This is a genomic window from Amycolatopsis sp. MEPSY49 (genome assembly GCF_051337345.1).
GTDB lineage: Bacteria > Actinomycetota > Actinomycetes > Mycobacteriales > Pseudonocardiaceae > Amycolatopsis.
In genome coordinates this window covers 63,036-89,033 of record NZ_JBDLYJ010000012.1, presented here as the reverse complement: position 1 = coordinate 89,033, position 25,998 = coordinate 63,036, and the positions used below count along the sequence as shown (strand labels likewise).

Sequence of the window (25,998 nt, the reverse complement as noted above, 5' to 3'; positions counted from 1 at the left end):
AGGAAGTCTTCCGCAATGGTTCGTAACGTGCTGCTCATGACGAACCCCTTCCGCATCGAGATCCCGCAGACCGAGCTGGACGACCTGCACCGCCGCCTCGCCGGGGCCCGGTTCGCCGACCCCGTGCCCGGCGACGAGCCGGACTGGTCCCGCGGCATCCCCACCGCCGCCGTGCGCGAGCTGGCCGAGTACTGGCGCGACGGTTTCGACTGGCGCGCGCAGGAGGCGGCGCTCAACGCGTTCCCGCAGTACACGACCGTGATCGACGGCCAGACCGTTCACTACCTGCACGTCCGGTCGCCGCGGGCCGACGCGCTGCCGCTGCTGCTCACCCACGGCTATCCCGGCTCCTTCGCCGAGTTCCTCGACGTGATCGGCCCGCTCACCGAGGCGGGACCGGACGCGTTCCACGTCGTCGTCCCGTCGGTGCCGGGCTTCGGGTTCTCGACGCCGCTGAGCGGCCCGGGCTGGGAGCTCGCCCGGACGACGGACGCGTTCGCCGAGCTGATGACGCGGCTCGGGTACGAGCGCTTCGCCGCGCAGGGCGGCGACATCGGCGCCGGCGTCACCGGGCGGCTCGCCGCGCTGTACCCGGACCGCGTGATCGGCACCCACGTCAACAGCGACCGCGGCACGATCGCGCTCGCCGGCGAACAGCTTCCGTTGCCCGGGAACCTGTCCGAGGCCGAACAGTCCGAATTGGACGCTGCGCGCACGGCGTGGCGGGCCGGCCGCGGCTACCTCGATCTCCAGTCGCACAAGCCGGAGACCATCGCGGCCGCGCTCACCGACTCCCCGGTCGGGCAGCTGGCGTGGATCGCCGAGAAGTTCCAGGCGTGGACCGGCGACGGCGTCGACCGCGACCGGCTGCTGACGACCGTGAGCCTGTACTGGTTCACCCGCAGCGGCGCGACCGCGGCCCGGTTCCTGTACGAGGCCGCGCATTCCGGCCACGGCTGGCTGGCGCCGTCGGACGTGCCGGCCGGCTGGGCGGTGTTCAACAGCTCGCCGGTGGTGCGGCGGATCATGGATCCGGAGGAGAAGATCGCGCACTGGTCGGACTTCGCCGAGGGCGGTCACTTCGCCGCGATGGAGGAGCCGGAGCTGCTCGTCGCCGACATCCGCGCGTTCTTCCGCGGGCTGCGGCCGTGAACGTCCGCGCGCTCAACCGAGCGCTGCTCGCGCGGCAGCACCTCCTCGACCGGTCTTCCGGGTCCGCTGCCGCGACGATCGAGCACCTGGTCGGGATGCAGGCGCAGGCACCGCTCGCGCCGTACGTCGGGTTGTGGACGCGGCTCGCCCGGTTCCGGCCGGACGAGCTGGCGTCCCTGGTCACCGGGCGGGACGCCGTGCGCGGGCTGCTGATGCGGGGGACCGTCCACCTCGTTACCGCCGAAGACGCGCGGACGCTGCGGCCGCTGGTGCAGCACGTGGTGGCGAACGGCTACACCGGGCACTTCGGCCGCCGCGTCGGCGACGCCGACCTCGACGCGGTGGCGCACTTCGGCCGTGCGCTGCTGGACGAGCGGCCGCGCACCCGGCGGCAGGTGCAGGACGCCCTGTCCGCGCGCTGGCCCGAGCACGACGCCGAAGCGCTGTCTTACGCGGTGAGTTACCTGGTGCCGACCGCGCAGGTCACGCCCCGCGGCGTCTGGGGCTCGACCGGCCCGGCTGTCCTGACCACGCTCGAAGGCTGGCTGGGCCGTCCGCTGGCCTGCCGTCCGTCGCTCGAGGCCGTGATCCGCCGGTACCTCAGGGCGTACGGCCCGGCTTCGGTCGCCGACGTCCAGGCGTGGTCGGGGCTGACGAAGCTGCGGGAGGTCGTGGCGCCGATGGGCCTGCGCACGTTCCGCGCGGAGTCCGGCGAAGTGCTGTACGACGTCGAAGACGGCGTGCTGCCGGACCCGGACACCCCGGCGCCGGCGAGGTTCCTGCCGGAATACGACAACGTCCTGCTTTCGCACGCGAACCGCGCCCGGGTGCTCCCGCCCGGACGGCGGGTCCCGTTGCCGCCGGGCAACGGCGCTTCGCGCGGAACCGTGCTGGTGGACGGCTTCTACCGCGCGGACTGGCGGCTGCGGCCCGAAGCACTGGAGATCTCCGCGCACGACCGGCTCACGGCGGCGGAGCGGGCGGAGATCGAGACGGAAGCCGGGCGCCTGCTGGAGTTCCTCGCCGCGGGGGAGATGGCGCTCCGGTTCACCGAAAGCTGACCGCCGGACCGCGCGGTGGGCCAGAATCGGCGCGTGCAGTTCGCGATCCTCGGGCCGGTCGAAGCCCGTCGTCCCGACGGGACCGTCGTCGCCCTCGGCGGTCCGCAGCTGCGGGGGCTGCTTGCGCTCCTCGCCCTCGACGCCGGGCGCTGATGCCCTACCTCCCGGCCCGCAACCGCGTGCTGGAGCAGATGCCCGCCCGGTCCGGGAGGCGGCGAACGCCTTGGTGCTCAAGGACTTCGCTTCTTCAGCGGATCGTGCCCCCAGTTCATGAGCGAGTACCGCCAGGTCGTCTCGTCGACGTCGCCGGACGGCCGCTGCGCGAGGTGCCGGTGGACGTAGCCGACGACCTTGCGCATGTGGGCGAGGTCGTCGGCGGATACGTCGTTCTTCTTCTTGTTCAGGATGCCGATGATCCGCCGGCCGGACTCGTGCCCGACGGACTCGCCGCCGTTCTTGTGCTGCCCCGCGTCCTTGGACTCGTCGGTCCTGAGCCAGTCTTCGAGCTGCTTGGCGGTCATGTTGACGTTCTCGCCGAACTCGCGGCGCGTCTCTTCGTCGTCCATTCGGGACGCATACCCGCTTCGATCACGGGTAGCCGCACCCGAGGAGGTGGTTCTCGTGAGCAAGGACTTCAGGAAGGGCGACCGCGTCCGCTGGGACGCGGGCAACCAGAGTTCCGTCGGGACGGTCGAGGAGAAGATCACCAAGGACACCCACGCGGGCAAGCGGGACGTCAAGGCGTCGCCGGAGGAGCCGCAGTACCTGGTGAAGAGCGAGAAGTCCGGGAAGACCGCGGTGCACCACCCGGACAGGCTCCACAAGGCTTAGCGCGCGGCGCGGACCTTCGCGGCCACTTCGGCCAGCTCGCCGCGGTCGCGTACCCGCCAGTCGGCGGCCAGGGTGAAGCCGTCGCCGGTGTGGCGGGGGATCACGTGCAGGTGGACGTGCGGGATCTCCTGGCCGGCGGCCTCACCGTCGGCCAGGAACAGGTTGATCCCCTCGCAGCGCAGATCCGGGCGGCGCAGCGCGGCGGCCAGCTCGTGCGCGATCCCGAACATCCGCACACCCACCGCGGGCGGCAGGGAAGCGAGGTCCTCGTGGTGCGTGCGGGGAAGCACCAGGAGGTGGCCGGTCGTCACCGGGCGCAGGTCGACGATCGCGACGAACTCGTCGTCCTCGTGCACGAACGCCGCCGGCGCCCGGCCGGCGAAGATGGCGCAGAAGACGCACTCGCCGTCGGCGGTGGTCGCGGGCAGCGCGGGTGGCCGGGCCATGGCGCCGACCGTAGCGAGGTGGTTACGCCGCTGTCAGGTGCTTTTCCGTCCACTCCGCGAAGGTCGTCAGCGGGATGCCGAGCGCCCGGGCGAACTCGGGGCGCGCGGGGTGGCCGACCTCGTTCTGCCACTCGTGCCGGACCGCGAACGCGGGCGCTCCGGCGGCGATCGCCTCTTCGGCGGTCATGTCCGGCGCCGTCAGCTCGACGCCGAGCGCGCGCGACAGGATCTCGGCGACCCGCGTCATCGTCATCAGTTCGCTCGCCAGCTCCAGCTCGACGCCGTCGAAGCGCGCCGGGTCCGCGAACGCCGCGGCGGCCGCGGCACCGATGTCGTCCACCGCGACGAGGGCGAGTTCGGTCGCGGGCTTGATGGTCGTGACGAGCCGGCCGTGGGGCAGCAGGAACGACGGCGGCAGGAAGTTCTCCATGAAGAAGCCCGGTTTGAGCAACGTCCAGTGCGCGAAGCCGGCGTCGCGGACGCGGTCCTGGATCGCCGTCTTGGTCTCCAGGTAGTGCTCCATCGACGTCCAGCGGCCCTCGGCCCAGCCGGGCACGGTCCGGTGCTGCCCGGCGCCGGAGACGGACGCGTGCACGAACTGCGGCACGCCGGCTTCGCGGGCCGCGTCGACGAGGTTGCGGCCCTGGACCCACTCGGAGTCGCCTTCGAGGTTCGTCAGGTCCGGCATCTGGACCGAGAACACGCCGCGCACGCCCTTCATGGCGGGCGCCAGGGAGCCGGGGTCGTAGAGGTCGCCTTGCACGATTTCGGCGCCTGACGCGCGGAGAGCCTGCGCCTTTTCGGGATTCCGCACCAGCGCGCGGACGGGCACACCGGCCTTCAGGAGCGCGCGGGCGGTGGCGCCGCCTTGCTTGCCGGTGGCGCCGGTGACCAGGACGGGGGACATGGGACTCCTCGGGCCGATAAGTGGCGGGGCCCGCCACTTCCTGGTCGCTACACTAGTCACTAAGTGGCGGCCCCCGCCACTTCCTGTTCCGGAGGTGGTCCGTGCCGCGGTCCGACGCCCGCCGCAACTACGCGCGCATCCTCGCCGTCGCCGAAGAGGAGGTCGCGGCGCGTGGCGCCGACGCGTCCCTGGAGCAGATCGCCCGGACGGCGGGCGTCGGCTCGGCGACGGTCCGCCGCCACTTCCCGAGCCGGCCGGCGCTGCTGGAGGCGGTGTTCCGGCGGCAGGTGGACGCGCTGGCCGGGCAAGCCCGCGCGCTGGCCGAGGAATCGGACGCCCGCACGGCGCTGCTGGACTGGCTGCGCGCGGTGACGACGTACGCGGCGACGGCCCGGGGGTTGGCAACGGCGTTGGTCCGCGCCGACGAGTCGATGGCCCACGCGTGCTCGACGAAGATGACCGAAGCCGGCGAGCCGTTGGTACGCCGGGCGATCGAGGCGGGCGCGGTCGGCGCGGACGTCACGGCGGCGGACCTGATCGCGGTCGTGACGGGGATCGTGCTGGCGACCGAGCACCACCGCGACCCGGCGGCCGAGGCGCAGCGGTTGCTGGAGCTGGCGGTGCGCGGCATCAGCCCGTCATGAGTGACTCATTCATGTCGCCAGGTGACATGAATGACTCATTCCTGTCGCCAGATGTCATGAAAGGGTCGTTCATGTCGTCTGACGAGGTGAACGACCCGTTCATGACGTGCGGGCGACCGGATCGGCCGCGCTGACCTGACTTTGCCGAGACCCTGTCGCCAGATGACGTGAATGACTCATTCCTGTCGCCAGATGTCATGAAAGGGTCGTTCATGTCGTCTGACGAGGTGAACGACCCGTTCATGACGTGCGGGCGACCGGATCGGCCGCGCTGACCTGACTTTGCCGAGACCCTGTCGCCAGATGACGTGAATGACTCATTCATGTCGTGCGGAGCCGTCCAGAGAGGTGCCCCTCACGGGCGTTCGGCGGCGGTGAGCCAATGGTGCAGCGCCCACCACGACCGCACGGCGTCGAGCACCCGGCCGCCCGTGTTCTCCGCCAACGGCAACGGTGTCAGCTCCGCCAGCCGGTCCAGCCGGTACCGGACCGTGTTCGGGTGCAGGTGCAACGCCTCCGCCGTCGGGCGCAGGCGCTGGCCGTGGTCCAGGTACGCCAGCGCCGTCGCCGCCAGCTCGCGGTGGAACGGGTTCGCCGGGTCCAGCGAGCCGAGCAGGGCCGTCGTCAGCAGACCCGCCAGCAGCGGCTGGGCCGTCAACGCGATCTCGCCCGCCAGCGCCGTCAAGTCGTGGTAGCCGGGGCCGGCGAGGCGCGCCGCCGCCGTGCACAGCCGGTGCACCTCCTGCAACGCCGGCAACGCCGCCGGGGGCGCCACCACCAGCAGGACGTCCTCGGCGAGCGCGACCCCGGCGGGTGACCGCACGGCCAAGCCGGTCAGCCTGCCCTCGACCAGGCCGTACACCCCGCCGAACTCCAGCAGCGCCTGCTCCAGCGTCCGCGCCTGGGCCGGGTCGCTGACGTCCGACACCACGCAGCAGTACCGGACGTCCGGGTGCAGCCCGGCCCGCCGGAGCTCTTCGGGCGTCGGCGGGTGCCCCGAGAGCAGCAACGTCCGCAGCAGCTGGGTCCGCGCGTCGCGCACCGTGCGCGACAGCTGGAGCTCGGCCGCGTGGTAGCCCTTGACGATGTGGTGCTCCAGCGCCCCGGTGTAGCGGTCGGCGTCGAGCACGGTTTCGAGGATGACGTCGTCCGGCACGCCCGCCGCCCGGGCGCGCTCGACGGCGACGCGGGCCGCGTGCGTGCGGCCGGCCTGGACCCCGCGCAGCAGCTCGGTGAGCGGGACACCCTGCGCCGCGCGGTCCGCGCCGAGCGCCTCGGCGGTGGTGTAGTCCTCTCGCGCGGGGCCGTCCGGGCTCGCCGTCGCCCGGAGCGCGGCCGAGAGCAGCACCTGGATGTGCCGCCGGTTCTCGGCCTCCGGCAGCCGCGCGACCTCGGGCGACTCGCTGCGTGCCGCTTTGACCAGCTCGTCCAGCACGGACTCGTCCGCGGCCAGGTCGTCGAGGATCCGGCGGAGCAGCGGCCTCACCGGGCACCTCCCGAAACCGTTGTGGCACCGCCACAACCGGCACCGCCGACGTTGGGCGGCCGACCCTACCGGACGGGCTCCGGTGCCCGGTTATCGTGGCAATACCGGACAGTAACCCCTGTCCGGGGCAAAAACCACCGCCGCACCTCTTCAGCGTCGAAAGGTGTCCTGTCGTGCGCACTTCCCCGAGAACCCGCCGACGGCGGTCCTACCTCTCGCGCCTGGCGTACCTGACCTCCGCCGTCGCCGTGCTGGCGACCGGCGCGGCGGTGCCCGCGACCGGCGCGCCCGCGGCGCTGCGGGAGGTGATGTTCGTCGGCAACAACTGGGAGGGGACGGCCGACGTCATCCAATCCCGCGGCTCCTTCACGAAGATCGGGCGGATCAACATCATCCCCGACAAGGACGACCGGCTGCGGGAGATCTACCTGAACCCGATCAAGCTGGCGTTCTTCCTCGGCATCCGCAACGGGCCGGGGGAGGGGCACGACCAGTTCGTCGACGACATGTACACGACCCCGGACGGGGCATCGGTGGTGGCGTCGCGGCCCAGCTTCGCCGACGTCGTCTCGATCAGCCTGAGCACCGGCCGGATCAACTGGCGCTTCCCGGTTTCCGGCTTCCGCGCCGACCACATGGCGGTCTCGCCGGACGGCCGCCGCGTCGCCGTCTCGGCCTCGACGTCGAACACCGTGCACGTGCTGGACATCGTGACCGGGCAGCAGGCCGGCTCGTTCGCGACCGGCGACAAGCCGCACGAGAACGTCTTCACCGCCGGCGGCCGGTACCTGTGGAACATGTCGATCGGCAACGTCGACACGAACCTCGACGACCCCGGCTGGGACTTCACCAAGGGGGACCGGCGCATCACGGTCGTCGACGCCACGACCTTCCAGCAGGTCAAGGTGATCGACATGCGCGACCGGCTCGACGCCTTCGGGCGCCGGGACCTCTCGGACGCCGTGCGGCCGGTCGCGTTCACCCCCGACGAGTCCAAACTGTACTTCCAGGTGTCGTTCTTCAACGGCTTCCTGGAGTACGACGTCGCAACCGACAAGATCACCCGGGTCAAGGAGCTGCCGAAGAACCCGGCCACGAGCGACGACCGCACCACGTTCGTCAACGACTCCCGCCACCACGGCATGTCGATGAACCCGGCCGGCACCAAGCTCTGCGTCGCCGGGACGATGGACGACTACGCCACGGTCGTCGACCGCGCGACCCTGCAGCAGGGCACGCTGGTGCCGGCGGTGAAGCCGTACTGGGCCACGGTGAGCGGCGACGGCAGCGCGTGCGTCATCTCCGAAGCCGGCGCGGACCGCGTCACAGCGATCGACTTCGCGACTGGGCAGAAGCTGGTCTCGGTGCCGGTGGGCGACCACCCGCAGCGGGTCCGCATCGGCCACGTCCCCGACGGCTGGACCGGCCCGGCCGCCTGAAAACCGTCAGGAGAAGTCGTAGGCCATCGTGAACCAGCCGCGGACTTCGTCGTCCACATCGGACACTTCGCGCAGCTTCAGCTGGTGTCCCACCCGGGGCCCCGACGCCCACCGCGCCGGGGCGATCCGGGCCGTCTCGACCGGCCGCGGCAGGAACAGGTACACCAGGACGTCCCGCGAGCGGGGCCGGAGCTCGGCGAGCTTCCGGTCCCGCTTGAGGAACACCCCGACCTTGACGGCGTCCTCGTGGACGTCGCCCAGCGTCCGCAGGTGGTCGAGGACGGCGTCGTAGATCGCGCGGAACTTCGGGTCGCGCCCGGCGAACGTCTCCTCGACCGTGCAGCCCGGGACGCACGTGTGGCCCTGGCCGGCGCGCGCGAACTCGCGGTCGCAGCGCGGGCACGTCCAGCGGGTCGCCATGCCGTCCAGGATGGCACTCACAGCGGCGCCGGGCCGAGCGCGGGGATCGTGGCGGCCGCGTTCACCAGCCGCCGCGCCGCCGTGGCCGCGGACTTCCGCTGCGCCGGTGGCAGCCGGTCCAGCAGCGCGCCCAGCGCCGCGTGGCGCTGCTCCAGGATCCGCGCGACCAGCTCGTGGCCCGTGTCGGTGACCTCGAGGGTCACCACGCTCCGGTTGCGCGCGTCGCGCCCGCGCGCCACGTAGCCGAGGGACTCCAGCCGGTCGGCCAGCCGCGTCACCGACGACGCGTTGACGCCCATCGCCGCCGCCAGCTGCGAGCTCGGGACCCGGCCGAGGCGGTCGAGGATGAGCAGCAGCCGCGTCTGGGGGAACGAGACCTCGGGCGGCGCCGCGTGCGCGCACTCCCACGCGATCCCGACCAGGACCAGGGTGAGGCCGTCCAGGGCCACCACGTCCGGGTCGGCGCCCGGGGCCGCGTCTTCGAGGGTTTGCATGAAGCAATACTTGCCAACGACAAGAGCATCGGTCAAGATGGGGGACCGGCACTCGCCCGGCTCTCTTTGGCGCGTCCCTTTGAGACCGCAGAAAACCCTTGTGGCGCAAAAGAAATCGGTTTGAACCCCTTCGCGACGGGAGCCGTAGTACCCCGTGCAGGCACTTGTCGCCAGGAGGAGGAACGATGCCGGATCACCGTGGCATGACGGCCAAGGCCAGGGCTCGGACCGTGCTGGTCGTCGTGGCCACGCTCGCCGTGGTCGCCGTGGGCTCGGTCATGGTGCTGAAAGCGAGCGCCCAGACCGCACCCGGTTCGACGCAGGCGCAGGTCCCGGCGTACGGGCACGACATGGCGGGCATGCAAATGGGCTCTGCCGCTCAAGCCGCGGCCGAAATCGCCGGCGCCGGGCCGGTCACCGAGCTGGACAAGACGTTCCTGGTGAAGGTCCGCCAGGCCGGGCTGTGGGAGATGCCCGCGGGCACGCTCGCCCAGACGCACGCCAGCAGCGACGCCGTGAAGCGCGCCGGGCTGCACCTGCTCGACGGGCACTCGCACCTGGACCAGCTCGTCCGCGAGGACGCGAAGATGCTCGGCGTGACGCTGCCCGACCAGGCCAGCGCCGAGCAGCAGGGCTGGGTCCGCCAGCTGATCGCCGCTCAGGGCCTCCAGTTCGACAAGCTGTTCGTCAACCTGCTGCGCGCGTCGCACGGCAAGATCTTCGCGACCATCGCGGAAGTCCGCGCGGGCACGCAGAACGACGTCATCCGGCGGCACGCGACGCAGGCGAACCAGACCGTCCTCGACCACATGAACGTCCTGGAGGACACCGGGCTGGTCGACCCGGAGACCATCGCCGAGGTCGCCGCCGCGGTGAACCCGCCCAAGTGACTCAGGCGGTCGTGCGGAACGTGCGGCGGTAGGCCGACGGCGACGTCCCCATGACGCGGGTGAAGTGGTACCGGAAGGTCGCGGGGTGGTCCAGGCCGACGGCCGCGCCGACCTGCTCGACCGACTGCGCGCCGCGCTCGAGCAGCGGCAGGCTGGCCGTGATCCGCTGGGCGACGACCCAGCGCAGCGGGCTGGTCCCGGTCCGCCGGTGGAAGTGCCGCAGGAAGGTGCGCGGGGCGAGGTGGGCCTGGGCGGCCAGGCCGGCGACGGTGATCGGCTCGGCCAGGTGCGCCAGGGCCCAGGCCATCGCGCGGGACACGCCGTCGCCGCCGGCCGCCTCGGGCACGGCGGCGGCCACGACCTGGGCCTGGTCGCCCTCCCGGTGCGGCGGGCCGACGAGGTGCCGGGCGATCGCACCGGCGACCCGGGCGCCGTGGTCCCGGCGCACCAGGTGCAGGCACAGGTCGAGCGCGGCGGCGTTGCCGGCGCCGGTGAGGACGTCGCCGCCGTCGACGTACAGCACGCCGGGCCGGACGCGGATCCGCGGATACGACTCCCGCAGGAGGTCCGTGTACTGCCAATGGGTCGTCGCTTCGCGGCCGTCGAGGAGCCCGGCCGCGGCGAGCGCGAAGACGCCCGAGCAGATCGACACGACCCGGGCGCCCCGCGCGTGGGCGTCCCGCAGCGCGGCCACGAGTTCGGGAGGCACTTCGGCCCGGGCGTCCGGCACGGCGGTGACGACCACGGTGTCGGCGGCCGCCAGGACGTCCTGGTGCGACGGCGAGCAGACCCGCAGGTCGTACCGGGGCGCGGCGGCCGGCGACCCGAACACCTCGACCACCGCGCCGAGCTCGAAGGAAGCGATCCCGTCGAACGCCGGCGCCGCGACGGTGTGGCGGCTGCCGGGGGACGCGGACGGCATGGCGCGATCTTAGCGGTCCGGGGCGGTCACGCCGGTTCCGCGAACGCGGCCCCGCGGACAGGATCGGATCCATGATCATCCATGCGCTGAACGATGTCATCGGCACCGGCCGCGAGGTGACGGGACCGGAGTGGGCCAGCCGCCGCCTGGTGCTCGCGGCGGACGGGGCCGGCTTTTCGGTGAACGACACGGTCGTGCGGGCGGGCGCCGAGATCGAGATGTGGTACGCCCACCACGTGGAAGCCGTCTACGTCCTCGAGGGCCGGGGCGAAGTGACGGACCACGAGACCGGCGCGGTGCACCGCCTCGAACCCGGCGTGCTGTATCTAGCCGACGCCCACCAGCGGCACACCCTGCGCACCCACACCGAGTTCCGCGCGGTCTGCGTGTTCGACCCGCCCCTCACCGGCCGGGAGGTCCACGACGAGCGCGGCGCCTTCCCGCCGCCGGCCGCTCAGGATCCCGCGAGGTAGCGCTGGACGGTCGGGCCGACCTCCTCGACGACCTCCGCCGGGGTCAGCGCGACCACCGGCGGCAGGCGCAGGACGTACCGCGTCAGCGCCAGCCCGAGCAGCTGGCTCACCACCAGCCCGGCGCGCCGGGGCGCGTCGGCCGGGTCGCCGAACCGCAGGACGGCGGGGGTGACCTGGCCGGCGAACACCTCGCGCATCTTCTCGACCACGGCGTCGTCGGCGACCGCCGTGCGCAGCAGCGTCAGCAGGATCTCGTCGGTCGGCGGCCGCTCCCACAGCGCGAGGAACTGCCGGGTCAGCAGGGCGCCGACGGTGCCCGGATCGGCCGCGGCCAGGTCCGGGAGGTCGAGCTCGACGTCCACCGCCGCCGCGAACAGGCCGTCCTTGCTGCCGTAGTAGCGCATCACCATCGACGGGTCGATGTCCGCGTCGGCGGCGATCGAGCGGATCGTCGCGCGGCGGAAACCGTCGGCGGCGAACCGGCGGCGCGCGGCGTCGAGGATGGCCGCCCGGGTGGCGTCGGATCGGCGGAGTGGCTCGGTCATGTCAACAAGTGTAGGCCAACACTTGTTGACAAGCCAGCGCGGCCGTGCCTACCGTGGATGCCAACAGTTGTTGGCAAACTTGGAGGAGCCGTCATGACCCTGCCCGCCCGTACCGACGTCCTGATCGCCGGCGCCGGTCCCGCCGGCCTCGCCACCGCGATCGTCCTCGCCGAAGCCGGCGTCGACTTCCTGCTGCTCGACTGCCAGGCCGAGGGCGCGAACACCTCCCGGGCCTGCGTGGTGCACGCCCGGACCCTGGAGGTGCTGGCCGAGCTCGGCGTCACCGGGCGGCTGAAGGACCTGGGCGTCGTCGTCCCGACGTTCACCGTCCGCGACGGCGCGACGGTGCTGGCCAAGGTGCCCTTCGGCGGGCTGCCGACCGCCTACCCGTACACGCTGATGGTCCCGCAGGACCGGACCGAAGCCGTGTTGCTGGCGCGGCTGCGCGAAGCGGGCGCCGACGTGCACCGCCCGTACGAGGTCACGTCGATCGCCGGGGACGACACGGGCGTCACGGTCGAGACGACCGGCGGCACCGTGCGCGCGAAGTACGTGGTCGGCGCCGACGGCATGCACAGCACCGTGCGCGAGCAGGCGGGCATCGGGTTCACCGGCGCCACGTACGCCGAGTCGTTCGTGCTGGCCGACGTCCGGATGAACTGGCCGCTGGACCGCGAGGAGGTCAGCCTGCACCTGTCCCCGGAGGGCGTGACGGTGGTGGCCCCGCTGCCCGGCGGTGATGACCACTACCGCGTCGTCGCGACGGTCGCCGAGGCGCCCGAGCACCCCGGCGTCGCCGAGATCCAGTCCATTGTGGACACGCGAGGCCCGGAGGGCGCGCGCTCGCGGGTCACCGAAGTGGTGTGGAGCTCGCGGTTCCGCGTCCACCACCGGGTGGCCGACCACTACCGCGCGGGCCGCGTCCTGCTGGCCGGCGACGCGGCGCACGTGCACAGCCCGGCCGGCGGGCAGGGCATGAACACGGGTATCCAGGACGCCGTCGCGCTCGGCCGGCTGCTGGTCCGGGTGGCCGCCGGCGAGCCGGACGCGGTGCTGGACACCTACGAAGCGACGAGGCGCCCGGTGGCGACGGAGGTGGTGGCGTTCACCGATCGGATGACCCGGATGGCGACGCTGCGGCCCCGCCCGGCGCGGCTGCTGCGCAACACGGTGCTGAAGACGGTGTTCTCGTTGCCGCCGATGCGCGCGAAGCTGGCTTACCAGCTGGCCGAGCTGGCCGCCCGCTGACCGGGCGACCACCGGCCGAGCCACTGCTCCGCGCCGTAGTCCTCGTACCGCTTCACCTCGGTGAACCCCAGCTTCGCCGCGAGCCGCATCGAGGCGACGTTGGCGGTCTGGGTGCGCAGCGCCACCGGCTCCCCAGGCCGTGCCGAAGCGAACCACGCGAGGGCCGCCGCGCACGCCTCGGCGGCGTACCCGTGCCCCCACGCCGAGGGAAGGAACAGGTAACCGATCTCGGTCTCCCCGTCCGCACGGGGGTCGAGGGTGACCATGCCGATCATCGCGCCGTCGAGGTCCACCACGAAGGACCCGAACCGCCGTCCTGGCAGCTCGGGCACCGCGGCCTCGACCTCGGCGCGTGGCCGGGACCCGCCGATGTACGTACCCACCTCCGGCGAGGCGAACAGTTCGACGTACGCCGGCCGGTCACGGGCTTCGGACTCGCGCAGCACGAGCCGCTCGGTCTCGATCGGGGCAGGTGGCCAACTCACACCCGTCAACCTAGCGGGCCGGCGGCACGATCCCGTACTCGTGGATCTTGCGGTAGATCGTCGCCCGGGAGATGCCCAGCAGCTTCGCCGCCCGGACCTTGTTGCCGTCCGCGTCTTCGAGGCACTTCACGATCGCGTCGCGCTCGATCGACTCGAACCGGTTCAGCGGCCGCCGCCCGACGGTGTGGAACTCCGCCGGGAGGTCGCCCGGGCGGATCGTGCCCGCTCGGCGGCGCTGGGCCACCGCCCGCAGCACCTGGTAGAGCTGCCCGGTGTTGCCCGGCCACTCCGCCCGCATCAGCAGGTGCAGCGCCGCGGCCGAGCACGTCAGCCGCCCGCCGTAGCCGAGCTTGCTCAGCACCAGCGGGACCAGCTCCGCCAGGTCCTCGACGTGGTGGCGCAGCGGCGGCACCCGCACCGTCCGCGGGAACGACTTCAGCAGCTCGGCCAGCGCCGGCTTCGTCTCCGCCTCCGGCACGAGCGTGAGCACCACCCACGGCGCGTCGGCCCGCTCGCGCAGCTCCCGCAACGTCGTGGCCAGCGCGTTCGCCGCCGGCGTCGCGAGCCGGTCGGCGTGGCGGACGACCAGCGTGCGGATCGGGGCTTCGGCGTGTTCACGCAGCAGAGCGGCCCAGTCCGTGCCGCTCGCCACTGCGGCGTCCACGGTCAGCAGCCTCGCCGCCGGGTGGTGCCGCTGGTGCAGGCCCTTCGCCAGGGTCAGCTTGCCGGTCCCCGCCTCGCCTTCGAGCGCGACCCACTCGTCGCGCTGGTGGCCCGTGTCGAGCTCGTGCCCGCAGCGCAGCCACAGCGGCGCCGAGCCGACCACGCCCGGCAGGTACATCGGCAGCATCGGCGTCGACGGCACCGCGAGGGCCTCTTCGGCCTCGATCAGCTTCACCGACAGCACGCCGCCCGCGGTGTCGGTCTCCCGCTGGCCCGGGACGCGGCGGCAGAACACGCGGACGCGCAGGCCGCTGGACAGCGCGAGCGTCGCCGAGGTCCGGCGCCCGTCGGTGAGCGCAGCGGTGCCGTGGCTCAGCAGCACCGACTGGTCGGCCGGGTCGAGCAGCTGCCGCGCCCGGTCGTTCATCATCACGATGTCCTCGTTGAACGCCAGCACGATGCCCGTCCACCGGCGGCAGGTCTGCAGGTAGGCCTGGAAGAGGATCATCTCCCGCAGGTCGCTGTGGCGCAGCAGCGCTTGCCGGATCTGCTCGGCCGTCGACCGCGCCAGCGCGATCAGCAGGCCGCCCGCGTCCTTGTACCAGCAGGTGAGGTCGACGGCCCCGATCTTCTTGCCGGAGATCGGGTGGTGGATCGGCACGCCCGCGCAGGCCAGGTTCTCCAGGTGCTCGGCGTAGTGCTCGTGCCCGAACACCGTGGTCGCGCGGCCGTCCTCGAGCGCGGTGCCGATGCCGTTGGTCCCGACGGACTGCTCGCCGTAGCTGAACCCGGGCACCAGCTCGACGCGTTCGAGGTGCCGCTTCAGGTCGGCGTCGCCGGTCCGCTGGGTGAGCACGACCCCGCTGGCGTCGGTGAGGATCAGGCTGATCGGCTGGCCGTCGAACTGCTCGCCCAGCTTGTCCAGCACCGGTTCGGCACCGCGCATGAGCGGGATGTCGAGGTTCTGGTCGCCGAAGTAGCGGGGGTCGATCCGGTCGGCCTCCACCCGGAACTCCCGCGAACGCCGCCAGGAGGCCAGGATCGTCTGCCGGACCGTGCCCGGCGGCACCGGTTCGGCCGTCAGGAAACGCACCCGGGTCCGGGCGAGCTCGTCGTCGGCGAGCAGGGTTCCGGGCGCCATCTCGTCCACGTGACCTCCAGCTTCCCGCGGTCCACGTGGGTGCGGGCACACCCGTTGTGCCGCCCGTTCAGCCTAGATCCGGCGCGCGGCGCGCGGTGTCTCAAATTGAGACGGCCGGGCGGCGCCCCCGGCGGTCCGATGGAGGCACGACCCACCGCTGACCAGGAGGAGTGCCCATGGCCGCCGATGCCGCGGAGACGTACAACCCGTGGACGATCGTCAACCTGGTTTTCACGCATCTGGCCGAACAGGGGCTGCACCCGACGTTCGGTGAAGAGGGTCACCCGGGCGAGCCGGCCGCGGCGTTGCTGCGCGCGCTCGGGATCACCCCGACCGTCGAGGGGGACGCGCGCGTGCGCACGAGCGTCCACAGCGAGCTCGCCGAGCTGCGCGCCCGGATGCTCGGCCCGGGCGGAACGCCCTGAGCAGCGGTTCTGTCTCAGATTGAGACCCGCGTCACTCCGCCACGCCCCTTCAATGGTCAACGCAGGACGTCCGCCCCGACGGCGAGCGACCGACAAGGAGTTGATCCATGAGTCGCCAGAGTGTGGCGAAAGCCCACCAGAAGATCCAGGAACTGTCGTGGGAGCCGGCGTACCACACCCCGGTTTCGCACTACGGGACCGACTACACGTTCCAGAAGGCCAAGAAGAAGGACCCGTTGAAGCAGGTCCTCCGCTCGTACTTCCCGATGCAGGAGGAGAAGGACCACCGGGTCTACGGCGCCGAGGACGGCGCGATCCGCGGCAACATGTTCCGCCAGGTGCAGGAGCGCTGGCTGGAGTGGCAGAAGCTGTTCCTGTCGATCATCCCGCTGCCCGAGATCTCGGCCGCGCGGGCGATGCCGCTGCTGTTCCGCACGGTCCCGAACCCGGAACTGCACAACGGCCAGGCGATCCAGATGATCGACGAGGTCCGGCACTCGACGATCCAGCAGAACCTCAAGCGCCTGTACATGCAGAACTACATCGACCCGGCGGGCTTCAACTCGAGCCTGCGCAACTTCCAGAACGACTACTGCGGCACCATCGGCCGCCAGTTCGCCGAAGGCTTCATCACCGGGGACGCCATCACCGCGGCGAGCATCTACCTCACCATCGTCGCCGAAACGGCGTTCACGAACACGCTGTTCGTCGCCATGCCGGCGGAGGCCGCCGCGAACGGCGACTACCTGCTGCCCACGGTGTTCCACTCGGTGCAGTCCGACGAGTCCCGCCACATCAGCAACGGGTACGCGACGCTGCTGATGGCGTTGTCGGACGAGAGCAACCACCAGCTGCTCGAACGCGACCTGCGGTACGCGTGGTGGAACAACCACGCCGTCGTCGACGCCGCGATCGGCACGTTCATCGAGTACGGCACCAAGGACCGCCGCAAGGACCGCGAAAGCTACGCGGAGATGTGGCGCCGCTGGATCTACGACGACTACTACCGTTCGTATTTGGTCCCGCTCGAGAAGTACGGGCTCGTCATCCCGCACGACCTCATCGAAGAAGCCTGGAACCGGATCTGGAACAAGGGCTACGTCCACGAGGTCGCGCAGTTCTTCGCCACCGGGTGGCTCGCCAACTACTGGCGCATCGACCCGATGACCGACGAAGACTTCGAGTGGTTCGAGTACAAGTACCCGGGCTGGTACGACAAGTACGGCAAGTGGTGGGAGAACTACGCCCGCCTCGCGACGCCGAACGGGCACCACCCGATCGTCGCCGAAGACGTCGACTACGTGTACCCGCACCGCTGCTGGACCTGCATGGTGCCGTGCCTCATCCGCGAGGACATGGTGGTCGACGAGGTCGACGGCCAGCACCGCACGTACTGCTCGGAAACGTGCCGCTGGACCGACGCCGAGGCGTTCCGGCCCACCTACCAGGGCCGCAACACCCCGAACATGGGCCAGCTGGTCGGCGCCCGCGAGTGGGAGACGCTCTACCACGGCTGGAACTGGGCCGACGTCGTCTCCGACATGGGCTTCGTCCGCGACGACGGCAAGACCATGGTCGCGCAGCCGCACCTGAACCTCGACCCGAAGAAGATGTGGACGCTCGACCACCTGCGCCGGATGCCCGAGGTGCAGTCGCCGAACGTGCTGCTGAACCAGATGACCGACGAGCAGCGCGCCGCCTTCGTGGCCGACTACAACCGCCAGGGCCCGGCCGGGCGCCCGGCGCCGCAGCAGGCCTGACGAGACGGGAAGGGCCGCACTTTCACGTGAAAGTGCGGCCCTTCCCGTCTCGTCAGGCCTGCTGCGGGGCCGGGCGCCCGGCGCCGCCGCAGGCCTGACGAGCCGGGAAGGGCCGCCCTTTCCCGCGAAAGTGCGGCCCTTCCCGTCTCGTCAGGCCTGCTGCGGGGCCGGGCGCCCGGCGCCCCCGCCGGCCGGACGAGACGGGACGGGCCGCACTTTCAGGTGAAAGTGCGGCCCCCAGGTGGGCACTTTCACGTGAAAGTGCCGGATTGGGGCTGGCATGGCGGAAAAGCACCGCGTCCGGTTCGAGCCGGTCGGGATCGAAATCGACGTCGACGAGGACACCACGATCCTGCGCGCCGCCGCCGAGCAGGGCGTCATGCTCATGCACGGTTGCAAGGAGGGGCAGTGCGCGGCGTGCAAGTCGTTCATCCTCGACGGCGACGACGTCGAACACGACCGCTACTCGACCTTCGCGCTCCCCGACTACGAAAAGGAGGAAGGCTTCACGCTGCTGTGCCGGGCCCACGCCTACGAGGACCTCACGATCGAGCTGCTCAACTACGACGAGGAGATGATCCAGTCCGGGCTGCCGATCCAGGAGGCGACCGTCGAGGTCGTCTCGAACGAGAACGTCACGCACGACCTCCGGCACCTGGTGGTGCGGCTCGACGAGGAACTGAAGTTCTTCCCCGGGCAGTACCTGGACTTCGCGATCCCGGGCACCGAGGAGACGCGGTCGTTCTCGATGGCCAACACCTCGGCGCGCGACGGGCTGCTGGAGTTCGTCATCAAGATCTACCCCGACGGGTTGTTCTCCCGGTTCCTGGACGCGCAAGTCGCGGTCGGCGACCGGCTCCGGGTGACCGGCCCGTTCGGGGTGTTCACCCTCCGGGACAACCCGGGCGCGGACCTGGTCTTCGTCGGCGGCGGCGCCGGGATGGCGCCCATCCTGGCGCTGCTGCGGTCCATGGCCGAGCGCGGCCTCGACCGGAAGGCGGTCTTCTACTACGGCGCCCGCCGCCGCCACGACCTCTGCTTCGAGGCGGAGCTGCGGGAGCTGGAGGAGAAGCTTCCGAGCTTCCGTTACGTACCAGCGCTTTCCGAGCCGGGCGACGACGGCTGGGACGGCGAGACCGGCCTGATCACCGACGTCCTGCGCCGGGCCGGCCTGAACCTGACCGGAGCCGACGCCTACGTCTGCGGGCCGCCGCCGATGGTGGAAGCCGCGCTGGAACTGCTGCCCGCGCTCGGCGTCGCCGACAAGCGCGTCTTCTACGACAAGTTCACCACCACGGGCGAAGGGTAAGGAAACCCATGACAGCCACCTCCGAACGCAGCGTGCCGAAGCCGGCGTTCACCGACGCCGAAGCGGGCGCGAAGGTCTTCCCGGACTCCACTGCCCGCCAGTACAACTACTTCACCCCGGCCAAGCGCAAGCAGAGCCACTACGAAGACGTCACCGTCGAGGTGCAGCCCGACCCGCGGCACTACCTGTCCCAGGGCTGGCTCTACGCCTTCGCCGACGGCAAGGCCGGGTACCCGCTGGAGTGGACCGCGCTGAAGGCGTGGGGCTCGGACCGCCCGGTGCCCGAACGCGGCCCCGGCTCCGGCGGCAAGGGCTACGACTGGCCGGCCCACGGCTGGCACGAGTTCCGCGACCCCAACGAGGAGTGGGAGCTCACGCTCTACCGGTACAACGCGAACGTCGTGCGCCAGCTCAACCAGAACATCGACGCCGCGCGCCAGGCCAAGGCGTTCGAGCAGTGGAACCGCAACTGGGTCGAGTTCGTCGCCAAGCACGTCGGCGCGTGGATGCACGTCGACCACGGCCTCGGCCTCTACCTGTTCGCCAACGCCAACCGCCGCGCGCCGACGAACATGCACAACAACGCGATCTCGGTGAACAGCATGCACCGGATCCGCGCGGCCCAGGACCTGGCGCTGTACAACCTCACGCTGACCGAGGAGATCGAGGGCTTCGACGGCACGGCGCACCTCTCGACCTGGAACGAGGACCCGGCCTGGCAGGGCGTGCGGGAGACCGCCGAGCAGCTGACCGGGATCTGGGACTGGGGCGAGGCGATCTTCGCCGCCAACATCGTCTTCGAGCCCCTCGTCGGCGAGCTGTTCCGCAGCAACCTCGTGCAGCAGGCCGCGCCGGCCAACGGCGACTTCGTCACCCCGACGCTGATCGGCGCCGAGGAGTTCGACTTCTCCGAACGCGACCTCCGCTACACGAAGCCGATGTTCGACCTGCTGGTCAACGACAAGGAGTTCGCCGACCACAACCGCGGGCTGCTGCAGAAGTGGCTCCAGGAGTGGGTGCCGAAGAGCATCGCCGCCGCCCGGGCGCTGCAGCCGCTGTGGTCGCAGCCCGACGCCAAGCCGATCCGGTTCGAGGACGGTCTCGACCGCGTGAAGAGCCGGTTCGCCGGAATCCTGTCCGAATTGGGCCTCAAGGCACCCGAGGAGCTGGGCCAGTGACTGTCTTCAAAACCGCGGAAAGCCCGTTCAAGGCGGACAACACCGCGTCCAACATGTGCGGGTTCACCCTGATGAACAACCAGGTCGGCGCGATCATCGCGGAGGTCATGGCCACCAAGGACAACGTGACGGTGACGCCGCTGCCCTCGATGATCCGGGTCGACGCGGTCGGCCGGACCGACGTCGTCTACGCCGAGGTCGACGAGGCCGCCGGCGAGGAGGAGGGCTGGTTCAACGCGGCCGAGTTCGAGGAGAGCATGTCCACCCACTACGGGCGGATGATCCACGAAGACGACCGCACGATCATGTTCGCCAACCCCGAGGACGCGGCCGAGTACCTCGACTTCGACCTGAAGCCCCTCAAGTAATTCCCCAGGAAGCACTCGATCCCGCTCAGGAGGATCAACCATGTACGAAAAAGACGGCGAAAAGTATTTCGTGGTGGACGCCCACACCCACTTCTGGGACGCGAGCCCGGACAACTGGGTCAAGGGCCAGGAGGAATACGCCAAGGGCTGGATCGAGTGCTTCCACGCCTACCAGGGGCTCGGCCCGCAGGAGACGCACTGGCCGATCGACCGGTTCCAGAAGTACTCCGAGGAACTGATGATGCACGACCTGTTCGAGGTCGGGCACGTCGACACGGCCATCTTCCAGCCGACCAACCTGCGGCAGTGGTACAAGAACGGATTCAACACGACCGAAGCCGACGCGGCGCTGGCCGAGAAGCACCCCGGCAAGTTCCTCGTCAACACCACCTTCGACCCGCGTGAAGGCGACGAAGGCATGAAGGCGTTCGAAGACCGCGTCAAGCGCTACGGCTGCAAGGGCGTCAAGCTCTACACGGCCGAATGGCGCGGGGACTCCCGCGGCTGGAGCCTGAAGGACCCGGAAGCCGCGCGGTACCTGGAAAAGTGCGAGGAGCTGGGCGTCAAGAACATCCACATCCACAAGGGACCGACGATCTGGCCGCTCGACAAGGACGCCTTCGACGTGTCCGATGTGGACCACGTGGCGACGAACTTCCAGGGCCTCAACTTCATCGTCGAGCACGTCGGCCTGCCGCGCATCGAGGACTTCTGCTTCATGGCCACCCAGGAGCGGAACGTCTACGCGGGGCTGGCCGTCGTGGTCGGCGGCCTGATGCACGCCCGGCCGAAGTTCTTCGCGAAGGTCATGGGCGAGCTGATGTTCTGGCTCGGCGAGGACAAGCTGATCTTCGGCGCGGACTACGCTATCTGGGAACCCAAGTGGCAGGTCGAAGGTTTCGTCGACTGGAACATGCCGGGTGACGAGGAGCTGTCGGACTTCGCGCCGCTGACCGTCGACCAGAAGAAGAAGATCCTCGGGTTGAACGCCGCGCGCCTGTACGACATCGACGTCCCGGAGGAGCTGAAGCTCGCGAACCCGGAGAACGTCGAGCCGGTCGGCGTGCCGAACTCATGACCACCCTGGTGCTCGGTGCCCGCGCCGCCGTGTGGGCGGCGCTGGGCACCGTCCGCGATCCCGAACTGGACGAACCCCTCACCGACCTCGGGTTCGTCGCCCGCTGCGAAGTGGACGACGCGGGCGACGCCGTCATCCGGCTGCGGTTGCCGACGTACTTCTGCGCGCCCAACTTCGCGTTCCTGATGGTCGCCGACGCCTACGACGCCGTGGCGGGCGTGCCGGGCCTGACCGGGCTCGACATCCGGCTCGACGACCACTTCGCGTCCGACGTCATCAACCGCGGGGTGGCGGCGCGGCAGGGGTTCGTCGCCTCGTTCGAGGGCGAAGCCGCCGACGAGCTCGACACGCTGCGGTACGACTTCGTCCGCAAGGCCGTCCTGGCCGGTACCGACCGCGTCTGCCGGTCCCTGGCCGGACGTGATCCGACGTCGATGATCCTCGGTGAAGTCCCGCCGAGCCCGGACCTCGACCGGCTACGCGCCCGCCGCCGCGAGCTCGGCCTGCCCGCCGAGGACGGCGACCCGCTGCTGCTCGACCCGGCGACCGGGCGAGCGGTGGCCCCGGCCGACGCGAAGCGCCACCTGGCGTTCGCCCGGCTGACCCGCACGAGCATGGAGGCCAACTCCGGCGTGTGCCGCGGCATGCTGCGCGCGCGGTACGCGCTGACACCGGAAGAGGAGGGCACGGGATGAAGGCCGTGCGGCTGCAGAAGTACCACCAGCAACCGGTGATCGAAGAGGTGCCGGAGCCGCGCGCCACCGGGCCCTTCGACGTCGTGGTCAAGATCGGCGGCGCCGGCGTGTGCCGCACCGACCTGCACATCATCGAGGAGCAGTGGGCCGAGAAGTCCGGCGTCGCGCTGCCGTACACGATCGGCCACGAGAACGCGGGCTGGGTGCACGAGGTCGGCCCGGCGGTGACCAACGTCGAGGTCGGCGACACGGTGATCCTGCACCCGACGCCGACGTGCGGGCTGTGCCACGCCTGCCGTGCCGGCGACGACATGCACTGTCCGAACGGGAGCTTCCCGGGCATCGATTCCGACGGCGGGATGGCGGAGTACCTGCTGACGTCGGCGCGGGCGTGCATCAAGCTCGACCCGGCGACCCAGCCGCAGGACGTGGCGGCGCTCGCCGACGCCGGCATCACCGCCTACCACGCGGTGCGCAAGGCCGTCCCGCTGCTGTACCCGGGCACCACCTGCGTCGTCAACGGCGCCGGCGGCCTCGGGCACATCGGCATCCAGTCGCTTCGCGCGTTGACGGCCGCTCGCGTGATCGTGGTCGACCGCAACGCCGACGCGCTCGATCTGGCGTCGACCTTGGGCGCCGACGACACGGTGCTGGCCGACGGCAAGCAGGTCGACGCCGTGCTCGACCTGACCGGCGGCAACGGCGCGGAGGTCGTGCTCGACTTCGTCGCCGAGCAGGGCGCCCAGCAGGACGCGTTCGCGATGACCCGGCGGGCCGGGTCGCACTTCGTGATCGGCTACGGCAGCAACATCGACATCCCGACCATCGACCTCATCTCCACCGAGCGCAACGTGATCGGCAACCTGGTCGGCACGTACAACGACCTGGTGGAGCTGATGGTGCTCGCCCAGGCCGGGAAGGTCACGCTCCACACGAAGAAGTACCCGCTGGACGCGGCTCTCGACGCACTGGCCGACCTCGACGCCGGTCGCGTGCGCGGTCGGGCCATCCTCACCCCCTAGGAGCAGGAAACATGGCGAAGGAACTGCGGTTCGGCTCGGACGCCCGCGACCTGCTGCTGGCGGGCGTCGACAAGCTGGCCGAAGCGGTCAAGTCCACCCTCGGCCCCAAGGGCCGCAACGTGATCATCGAAAAGATCACCGGTTCGCCGGTGGTCACCAACGACGGCGTCACCATCGCGCGCGAGATCCACCTGAAGAACCAGTTCGAGAACATGGGCGCGCAGCTGGTCAAGGAAGCGGCGATCAAGACCAACGACGTCGTCGGCGACGGCACCACCACGGCCACCGTGCTGGCTCAGGCGATCGTCCACGAAGGCATGCGGGCGATCGCGGGCGGCGGCAACCCGGTGCTGGTGAAGCGCGGGATCGACCACGCCGTCGGGCTGCTGGTGGCGCACCTGGAGAAGCAGGCGCACCCGGTGGTGTCCGAACAGGACTACGCGCGGGTCGCGGCGATCTCCGCGAACGACGACGACACGGTCGGCGCCGTCATCGCCAAGGCCCTGCACACCGTCGGCGACGGCGGCGTGGTGACGGTCGAGGAGTCGCCGTCGATCGGGATGAGCGTCGACTTCGTCGAAGGGTTCGAGTTCGACAACGGCTACCTCTCGCCGTACCTGGTCACCGACCCGGGCCGGCTGGAGGCGGTGCTCGACGACCCCTACATCCTGATGTGCGCGGAGAAGATCACCAAGGTGCAGCAGCTGATGCCGTTGCTGGACAAGGTGATGCGCGCGCCGAGGCCGCTGGTCGTCATCGGCGAGACGGTCGAGGGCACGGCGCTGTCCATGCTGGTGCACAACCACATGAACGGCACGTTCCAGTCGGTCGCGATCCGCGCGCCCGGCTTCGGCGACCGGCGGCTGCACAAGCTGGAGGACCTCGCCGCGATCGTCGGCGGCGCGGTGCTCTCGCGGCAGTCCGGGTTCACGATGGAGACGATGACGCTGGAGCACCTCGGCCGGGCCAAGCAGGTCCGGGTCACCGAGAACCGCACGACGATCGTCGGCGGCGCGGGGTCGTCCTCCGCCGTGGACTTCCGGGTGGGCCAGCTGCGGGCGGAGCTGGAGCGCGCGCAGTTCGGCGTCGACGAGGACGTCCTCACCGAGCGGATCGGCGCGCTCACCGGCAAGGTCGCGGTGGTCCGGGTCGGCGCGGCCACCCCGGCGGAGCTGAAGGAGCTGCAGCACCGGGTCGAGGACGCGCTGTCGGCGACCCGGGCGGCGATGGCCGAGGGCATCGTGGCCGGCGGGGGAGCGGCGCTCCTACACGCGGAAAAGGCCTTGGAGGGCTTGGGACTCGAAGGCGACCAGGCGATCGGCGTCGAGATCGTCCGGCGGGCGCTGGCCGAACCGGCGTTCCTCATCGCCCACAACGCGGGCCACCCGGCGCACGAGATCGTCGCGCGGACCAGGGAGCTGGGCGACGACGAGGGCTTCGACGCCCTGCACGACCGCTACGGCGACATGATCGCGCTCGGCGTGGTCGACCCGCTGCGGGTGTGCCGGTCGGCGGTGCAGAACGGGGCGTCGGTGGCGGGCCTGCTGCTGACGACCAACTCGCTGATCGCCGAGGAGCAGACCCCGTGGGGCGGCAGCGCGGCGCTGATGACGGAGTTCGGCCCGCTGGACGAAGGGCTGCACCAGCCCTCGCCCGACGCGAGCACGCCGCAGTCCCTCGGGATGGGCCCCTCCGTGGGCTGAGCCCACGGGGATGGGAGGTCCTCTCGCCGGTGTCCTGAGCTCCGGTGAGGGGACCTTCGCCGTCGCGCGGTCCCACCGGCGCGGTGGGCCCATGACGTGAATGACTCATTCCTGTCACCAGGCGACAGGAATGAGTCATTCACGTCGTTTCGCCGGTCACGTCACCAGGCCGTGGCGGGCCAGCTCCCGCCCGGCCAGCTCCTCGATGACGTCCCGGTCCCGCTGCCGCCAGCCCGTCGCGACGTCGCCGGCCGACGTCAGCCGCCGCAAGGGCTGGGTCGTCAGCGCCCGCAGCGCCAGCAGGTCCATCCCCTCGTCCCCGAGCGCGCGCAACCGGGCGGCCGCCGAAGCGCGGCGCGTGAACTGCCAGCGCAGCGGCAGCCACGTCGCCACCAACGTCACCACCGGCAGCGCGACGATGATCGCCGCCATCCACCACGCGAGGCTCTCCACGGCCTCGATCTGCCAGTGGCCGGCGTTCACCAGCTTGGTGCCGGCGTCCGAACCACCGTGGAGCGCTTTCGCCAGCGCGTCGCCGACGAGCGGGAGCCCGCCCGCCGAGTTCGCCGCCGAGTCGAACGTCCCCCGCAGCCCGGTGCCGGCGTCGACGAGCCCGTCCCCGGGGGCGCGCAGCTTCATCACCTCGTCGTACACCGACGTCGCCAGCCAGACCGCGAAGATCACGAGCAGCAGGGCGAGAAGATCGCTGACGAGCTGGGCGGTGCGGCGGATCGGCCGTTCGGCGTAGAACTGCATCGGAACGCCTTTCGCGGTGGGGGAGCGCGGGCGCCCGTGACGTACCCGCGCTCCCTGCCGGCGAACCGTGGCTAGCTCCGCACGACCTCCGCGAGCCCGCTCGGCTCGGGAAGGACAGCTTCGGCTCGGAGCCGTGGGCCGGCTCCGGACGGCCTCCGTTCGGCGGCGGCGGTGGCCGGTCGGCTCGGAACGCCTTTCGCGGTGGGGGAGCGCGGGCGCCCGTGACGTACCCGCGCTCCCTGCCGGCGAACCGTGGCTAGCTCCGCACGACCTCCGCGAGCCCGCTCGGCTCGGGAAGGACAGCTTCGGCTCGGAGCCGTGGGCCGGCTCCGGACGGCCTCCGTTCGGCGGCGGCGGTGGCCGGTCGGCTCGGAACGCCTTTCGCGGTGGGGGAGCGCGGGCGCCCGTGACGTACCCGCGCTCCCTGCCGGCGAACCGTGGCTAGCTCCGCACGACC

28 protein-coding genes are annotated in these 25,998 nt (G+C 71.1%); 17 read left to right on the top strand and 11 right to left on the bottom strand.

The features are described 5' to 3' along the window. The first annotated feature begins 27 nt into the window (after positions 1 to 27). Both ABFJ78_RS38695 and ABFJ78_RS38690 read left to right on the top strand, forming a co-directional pair. Positions 28 to 1,152 (top strand): epoxide hydrolase family protein, encoded by a 1,125-nt coding sequence (locus ABFJ78_RS38695; protein ID WP_436392599.1) that lies wholly within the window; start codon positions 28 to 30, stop codon positions 1,150 to 1,152. Beyond that, positions 1,149 to 2,213, top strand: coding sequence for a winged helix DNA-binding domain-containing protein (locus ABFJ78_RS38690; protein WP_436392411.1), 1,065 nt, complete (start codon positions 1,149 to 1,151; stop codon positions 2,211 to 2,213). The genes ABFJ78_RS38695 and ABFJ78_RS38690 overlap by 4 nt, the downstream gene beginning before the upstream one ends. Positions 2,214 to 2,443: 230 nt before the next feature. Here ABFJ78_RS38690 and ABFJ78_RS38685 read toward each other — a convergent pair whose 3' ends face one another. Then, positions 2,444 to 2,779 (bottom strand): DUF3140 domain-containing protein, encoded by a 336-nt coding sequence (locus ABFJ78_RS38685; protein ID WP_436392410.1) that lies wholly within the window; start codon positions 2,777 to 2,779, stop codon positions 2,444 to 2,446. A gap of 55 nt (positions 2,780 to 2,834) precedes the next feature. Here ABFJ78_RS38685 and ABFJ78_RS38680 point away from each other — a divergent pair, with 55 nt between their 5' ends. Beyond that, complete coding sequence (locus tag ABFJ78_RS38680; RefSeq protein WP_436392409.1) at positions 2,835 to 3,044, top strand: DUF2945 domain-containing protein; 210 nt, start codon at positions 2,835 to 2,837, stop codon at positions 3,042 to 3,044. Here ABFJ78_RS38680 and ABFJ78_RS38675 read toward each other — a convergent pair. Then, positions 3,041 to 3,490, bottom strand: a complete 450-nt coding sequence (locus ABFJ78_RS38675; protein WP_436392408.1) for an HIT family protein — start codon at positions 3,488 to 3,490, stop codon at positions 3,041 to 3,043. The two genes, ABFJ78_RS38680 and ABFJ78_RS38675, sit on opposite strands and share 4 nt — an antisense overlap. 22 nt (positions 3,491 to 3,512) lie before the next feature. Continuing rightward, the gene (locus ABFJ78_RS38670; RefSeq protein ID WP_436392407.1) at positions 3,513 to 4,397 is read right to left on the bottom strand and encodes an NmrA family NAD(P)-binding protein; all 885 of its coding nucleotides are present in this window, start codon (positions 4,395 to 4,397) and stop codon (positions 3,513 to 3,515) included. A gap of 101 nt (positions 4,398 to 4,498) precedes the next feature. On the opposite strand from ABFJ78_RS38670, the gene ABFJ78_RS38665 reads away from it, so the two are divergent. After that, positions 4,499 to 5,041, top strand: coding sequence for a TetR/AcrR family transcriptional regulator (locus ABFJ78_RS38665; RefSeq protein WP_436392406.1), 543 nt, complete (start codon positions 4,499 to 4,501; stop codon positions 5,039 to 5,041). Positions 5,042 to 5,396: 355 nt separating this feature from the next. Here the strand turns inward: ABFJ78_RS38665 and ABFJ78_RS38660 are convergent, their stop codons facing one another. Beyond that, the gene (locus ABFJ78_RS38660; protein WP_436392405.1) at positions 5,397 to 6,527 is read right to left on the bottom strand and encodes a helix-turn-helix domain-containing protein; all 1,131 of its coding nucleotides are present in this window, start codon (positions 6,525 to 6,527) and stop codon (positions 5,397 to 5,399) included. Between the two features lie 173 nt (positions 6,528 to 6,700). On the opposite strand from ABFJ78_RS38660, the gene ABFJ78_RS38655 reads away from it, so the two are divergent. Then, the gene (locus ABFJ78_RS38655) at positions 6,701 to 7,966 is read left to right on the top strand and encodes a YncE family protein (protein ID WP_436392404.1); all 1,266 of its coding nucleotides are present in this window, start codon (positions 6,701 to 6,703) and stop codon (positions 7,964 to 7,966) included. Positions 7,967 to 7,972: 6 nt separating this feature from the next. On the opposite strand, the gene ABFJ78_RS38650 is transcribed toward ABFJ78_RS38655, so the two are convergent. Continuing rightward, positions 7,973 to 8,386 carry a DUF5655 domain-containing protein gene (locus ABFJ78_RS38650; protein ID WP_436392403.1) on the bottom strand — a complete coding sequence of 138 codons (414 nt, stop codon included), beginning with the start codon at positions 8,384 to 8,386 and terminating at the stop codon, positions 7,973 to 7,975. A gap of 17 nt (positions 8,387 to 8,403) precedes the next feature. Beyond that, positions 8,404 to 8,880: a MarR family winged helix-turn-helix transcriptional regulator gene (locus tag ABFJ78_RS38645; protein ID WP_436392402.1), complete on the bottom strand. Its 477-nt coding sequence runs from the start codon at positions 8,878 to 8,880 to the stop codon at positions 8,404 to 8,406. A gap of 185 nt (positions 8,881 to 9,065) precedes the next feature. On the opposite strand from ABFJ78_RS38645, the gene ABFJ78_RS38640 reads away from it, so the two are divergent. Then, positions 9,066 to 9,770: a DUF4142 domain-containing protein gene (locus ABFJ78_RS38640; RefSeq protein ID WP_436392401.1), complete on the top strand. Its 705-nt coding sequence runs from the start codon at positions 9,066 to 9,068 to the stop codon at positions 9,768 to 9,770. Between the two features lies 1 nt (position 9,771). On the opposite strand, the gene ABFJ78_RS38635 is transcribed toward ABFJ78_RS38640, so the two are convergent. After that, entirely contained in the window at positions 9,772 to 10,692 is a 921-nt protein-coding gene (locus ABFJ78_RS38635) for a GlxA family transcriptional regulator (protein WP_436392400.1), read from the bottom strand. 71 nt (positions 10,693 to 10,763) lie between these two features. Between ABFJ78_RS38635 and ABFJ78_RS38630 the strand changes: the two genes are divergently transcribed. After that, positions 10,764 to 11,165 carry an ectoine synthase gene (locus ABFJ78_RS38630; RefSeq protein WP_436392399.1) on the top strand — a complete coding sequence of 134 codons (402 nt, stop codon included), beginning with the start codon at positions 10,764 to 10,766 and terminating at the stop codon, positions 11,163 to 11,165. Here the strand turns inward: ABFJ78_RS38630 and ABFJ78_RS38625 are convergent. Then, entirely contained in the window at positions 11,147 to 11,710 is a 564-nt protein-coding gene (locus tag ABFJ78_RS38625) for a TetR family transcriptional regulator (RefSeq protein WP_436392398.1), read from the bottom strand. The genes ABFJ78_RS38630 and ABFJ78_RS38625 overlap by 19 nt on opposite strands. A gap of 93 nt (positions 11,711 to 11,803) precedes the next feature. On the opposite strand from ABFJ78_RS38625, the gene ABFJ78_RS38620 reads away from it, so the two are divergent. Beyond that, positions 11,804 to 12,958: an FAD-dependent monooxygenase gene (locus ABFJ78_RS38620; RefSeq protein WP_436392397.1), complete on the top strand. Its 1,155-nt coding sequence runs from the start codon at positions 11,804 to 11,806 to the stop codon at positions 12,956 to 12,958. Here ABFJ78_RS38620 and ABFJ78_RS38615 read toward each other — a convergent pair. Both ABFJ78_RS38615 and ABFJ78_RS38610 read right to left on the bottom strand, forming a co-directional pair. After that, positions 12,928 to 13,443, bottom strand: a complete 516-nt coding sequence (locus ABFJ78_RS38615) for a GNAT family N-acetyltransferase (protein WP_436392396.1) — start codon at positions 13,441 to 13,443, stop codon at positions 12,928 to 12,930. The two genes, ABFJ78_RS38620 and ABFJ78_RS38615, sit on opposite strands and share 31 nt — an antisense overlap. Positions 13,444 to 13,453: 10 nt before the next feature. Continuing rightward, on the bottom strand, positions 13,454 to 15,256 hold the full coding sequence (locus ABFJ78_RS38610) for a sigma-54-dependent Fis family transcriptional regulator (protein ID WP_436392395.1): 1,803 nt from the start codon (positions 15,254 to 15,256) through the stop codon (positions 13,454 to 13,456). 167 nt (positions 15,257 to 15,423) lie between these two features. On the opposite strand from ABFJ78_RS38610, the gene ABFJ78_RS38605 reads away from it, so the two are divergent. The 9 genes from ABFJ78_RS38605 to groL all read left to right on the top strand — a co-directional run bounded on the left by ABFJ78_RS38605 (position 15,424) and on the right by groL (position 24,785). Next, positions 15,424 to 15,672 (top strand): hypothetical protein, encoded by a 249-nt coding sequence (locus tag ABFJ78_RS38605; RefSeq protein WP_436392394.1) that lies wholly within the window; start codon positions 15,424 to 15,426, stop codon positions 15,670 to 15,672. 107 nt (positions 15,673 to 15,779) lie between these two features. Beyond that, positions 15,780 to 17,432, top strand: a complete 1,653-nt coding sequence (locus ABFJ78_RS38600; protein ID WP_400906012.1) for a methane monooxygenase — start codon at positions 15,780 to 15,782, stop codon at positions 17,430 to 17,432. Positions 17,433 to 17,712: 280 nt separating this feature from the next. Beyond that, entirely contained in the window at positions 17,713 to 18,741 is a 1,029-nt protein-coding gene (locus tag ABFJ78_RS38595) for an NADH:ubiquinone reductase (Na(+)-transporting) subunit F (RefSeq protein WP_436392393.1), read from the top strand. 8 nt (positions 18,742 to 18,749) lie between these two features. Beyond that, a complete protein-coding gene (locus ABFJ78_RS38590; protein WP_372664670.1) occupies positions 18,750 to 19,919 on the top strand; it encodes a toluene hydroxylase in 1,170 nt (389 codons plus the stop codon). Beyond that, the gene (gene mimD / locus ABFJ78_RS38585) at positions 19,916 to 20,287 is read left to right on the top strand and encodes a propane 2-monooxygenase effector subunit MimD (RefSeq protein WP_436392392.1); all 372 of its coding nucleotides are present in this window, start codon (positions 19,916 to 19,918) and stop codon (positions 20,285 to 20,287) included. Before ABFJ78_RS38590 ends, mimD begins: the two co-directional genes overlap by 4 nt. Positions 20,288 to 20,327: 40 nt before the next feature. Then, positions 20,328 to 21,365 carry an amidohydrolase family protein gene (locus tag ABFJ78_RS38580; protein ID WP_436392391.1) on the top strand — a complete coding sequence of 346 codons (1,038 nt, stop codon included), beginning with the start codon at positions 20,328 to 20,330 and terminating at the stop codon, positions 21,363 to 21,365. After that, positions 21,362 to 22,060 carry an iron-sulfur cluster assembly protein gene (locus ABFJ78_RS38575; RefSeq protein WP_436392390.1) on the top strand — a complete coding sequence of 233 codons (699 nt, stop codon included), beginning with the start codon at positions 21,362 to 21,364 and terminating at the stop codon, positions 22,058 to 22,060. The genes ABFJ78_RS38580 and ABFJ78_RS38575 overlap by 4 nt, the downstream gene beginning before the upstream one ends. Further along, positions 22,057 to 23,082: an NAD(P)-dependent alcohol dehydrogenase gene (locus ABFJ78_RS38570; protein ID WP_436392389.1), complete on the top strand. Its 1,026-nt coding sequence runs from the start codon at positions 22,057 to 22,059 to the stop codon at positions 23,080 to 23,082. Before ABFJ78_RS38575 ends, ABFJ78_RS38570 begins: the two co-directional genes overlap by 4 nt. A gap of 11 nt (positions 23,083 to 23,093) precedes the next feature. Next, positions 23,094 to 24,785: a chaperonin GroEL gene (groL, locus tag ABFJ78_RS38565; protein WP_086674768.1), complete on the top strand. Its 1,692-nt coding sequence runs from the start codon at positions 23,094 to 23,096 to the stop codon at positions 24,783 to 24,785. Positions 24,786 to 24,941: 156 nt separating this feature from the next. Here groL and ABFJ78_RS38560 read toward each other — a convergent pair whose 3' ends face one another. Next, complete coding sequence (locus ABFJ78_RS38560; protein WP_436392388.1) at positions 24,942 to 25,541, bottom strand: hypothetical protein; 600 nt, start codon at positions 25,539 to 25,541, stop codon at positions 24,942 to 24,944. Positions 25,542 to 25,998 lie beyond the last annotated feature (457 nt).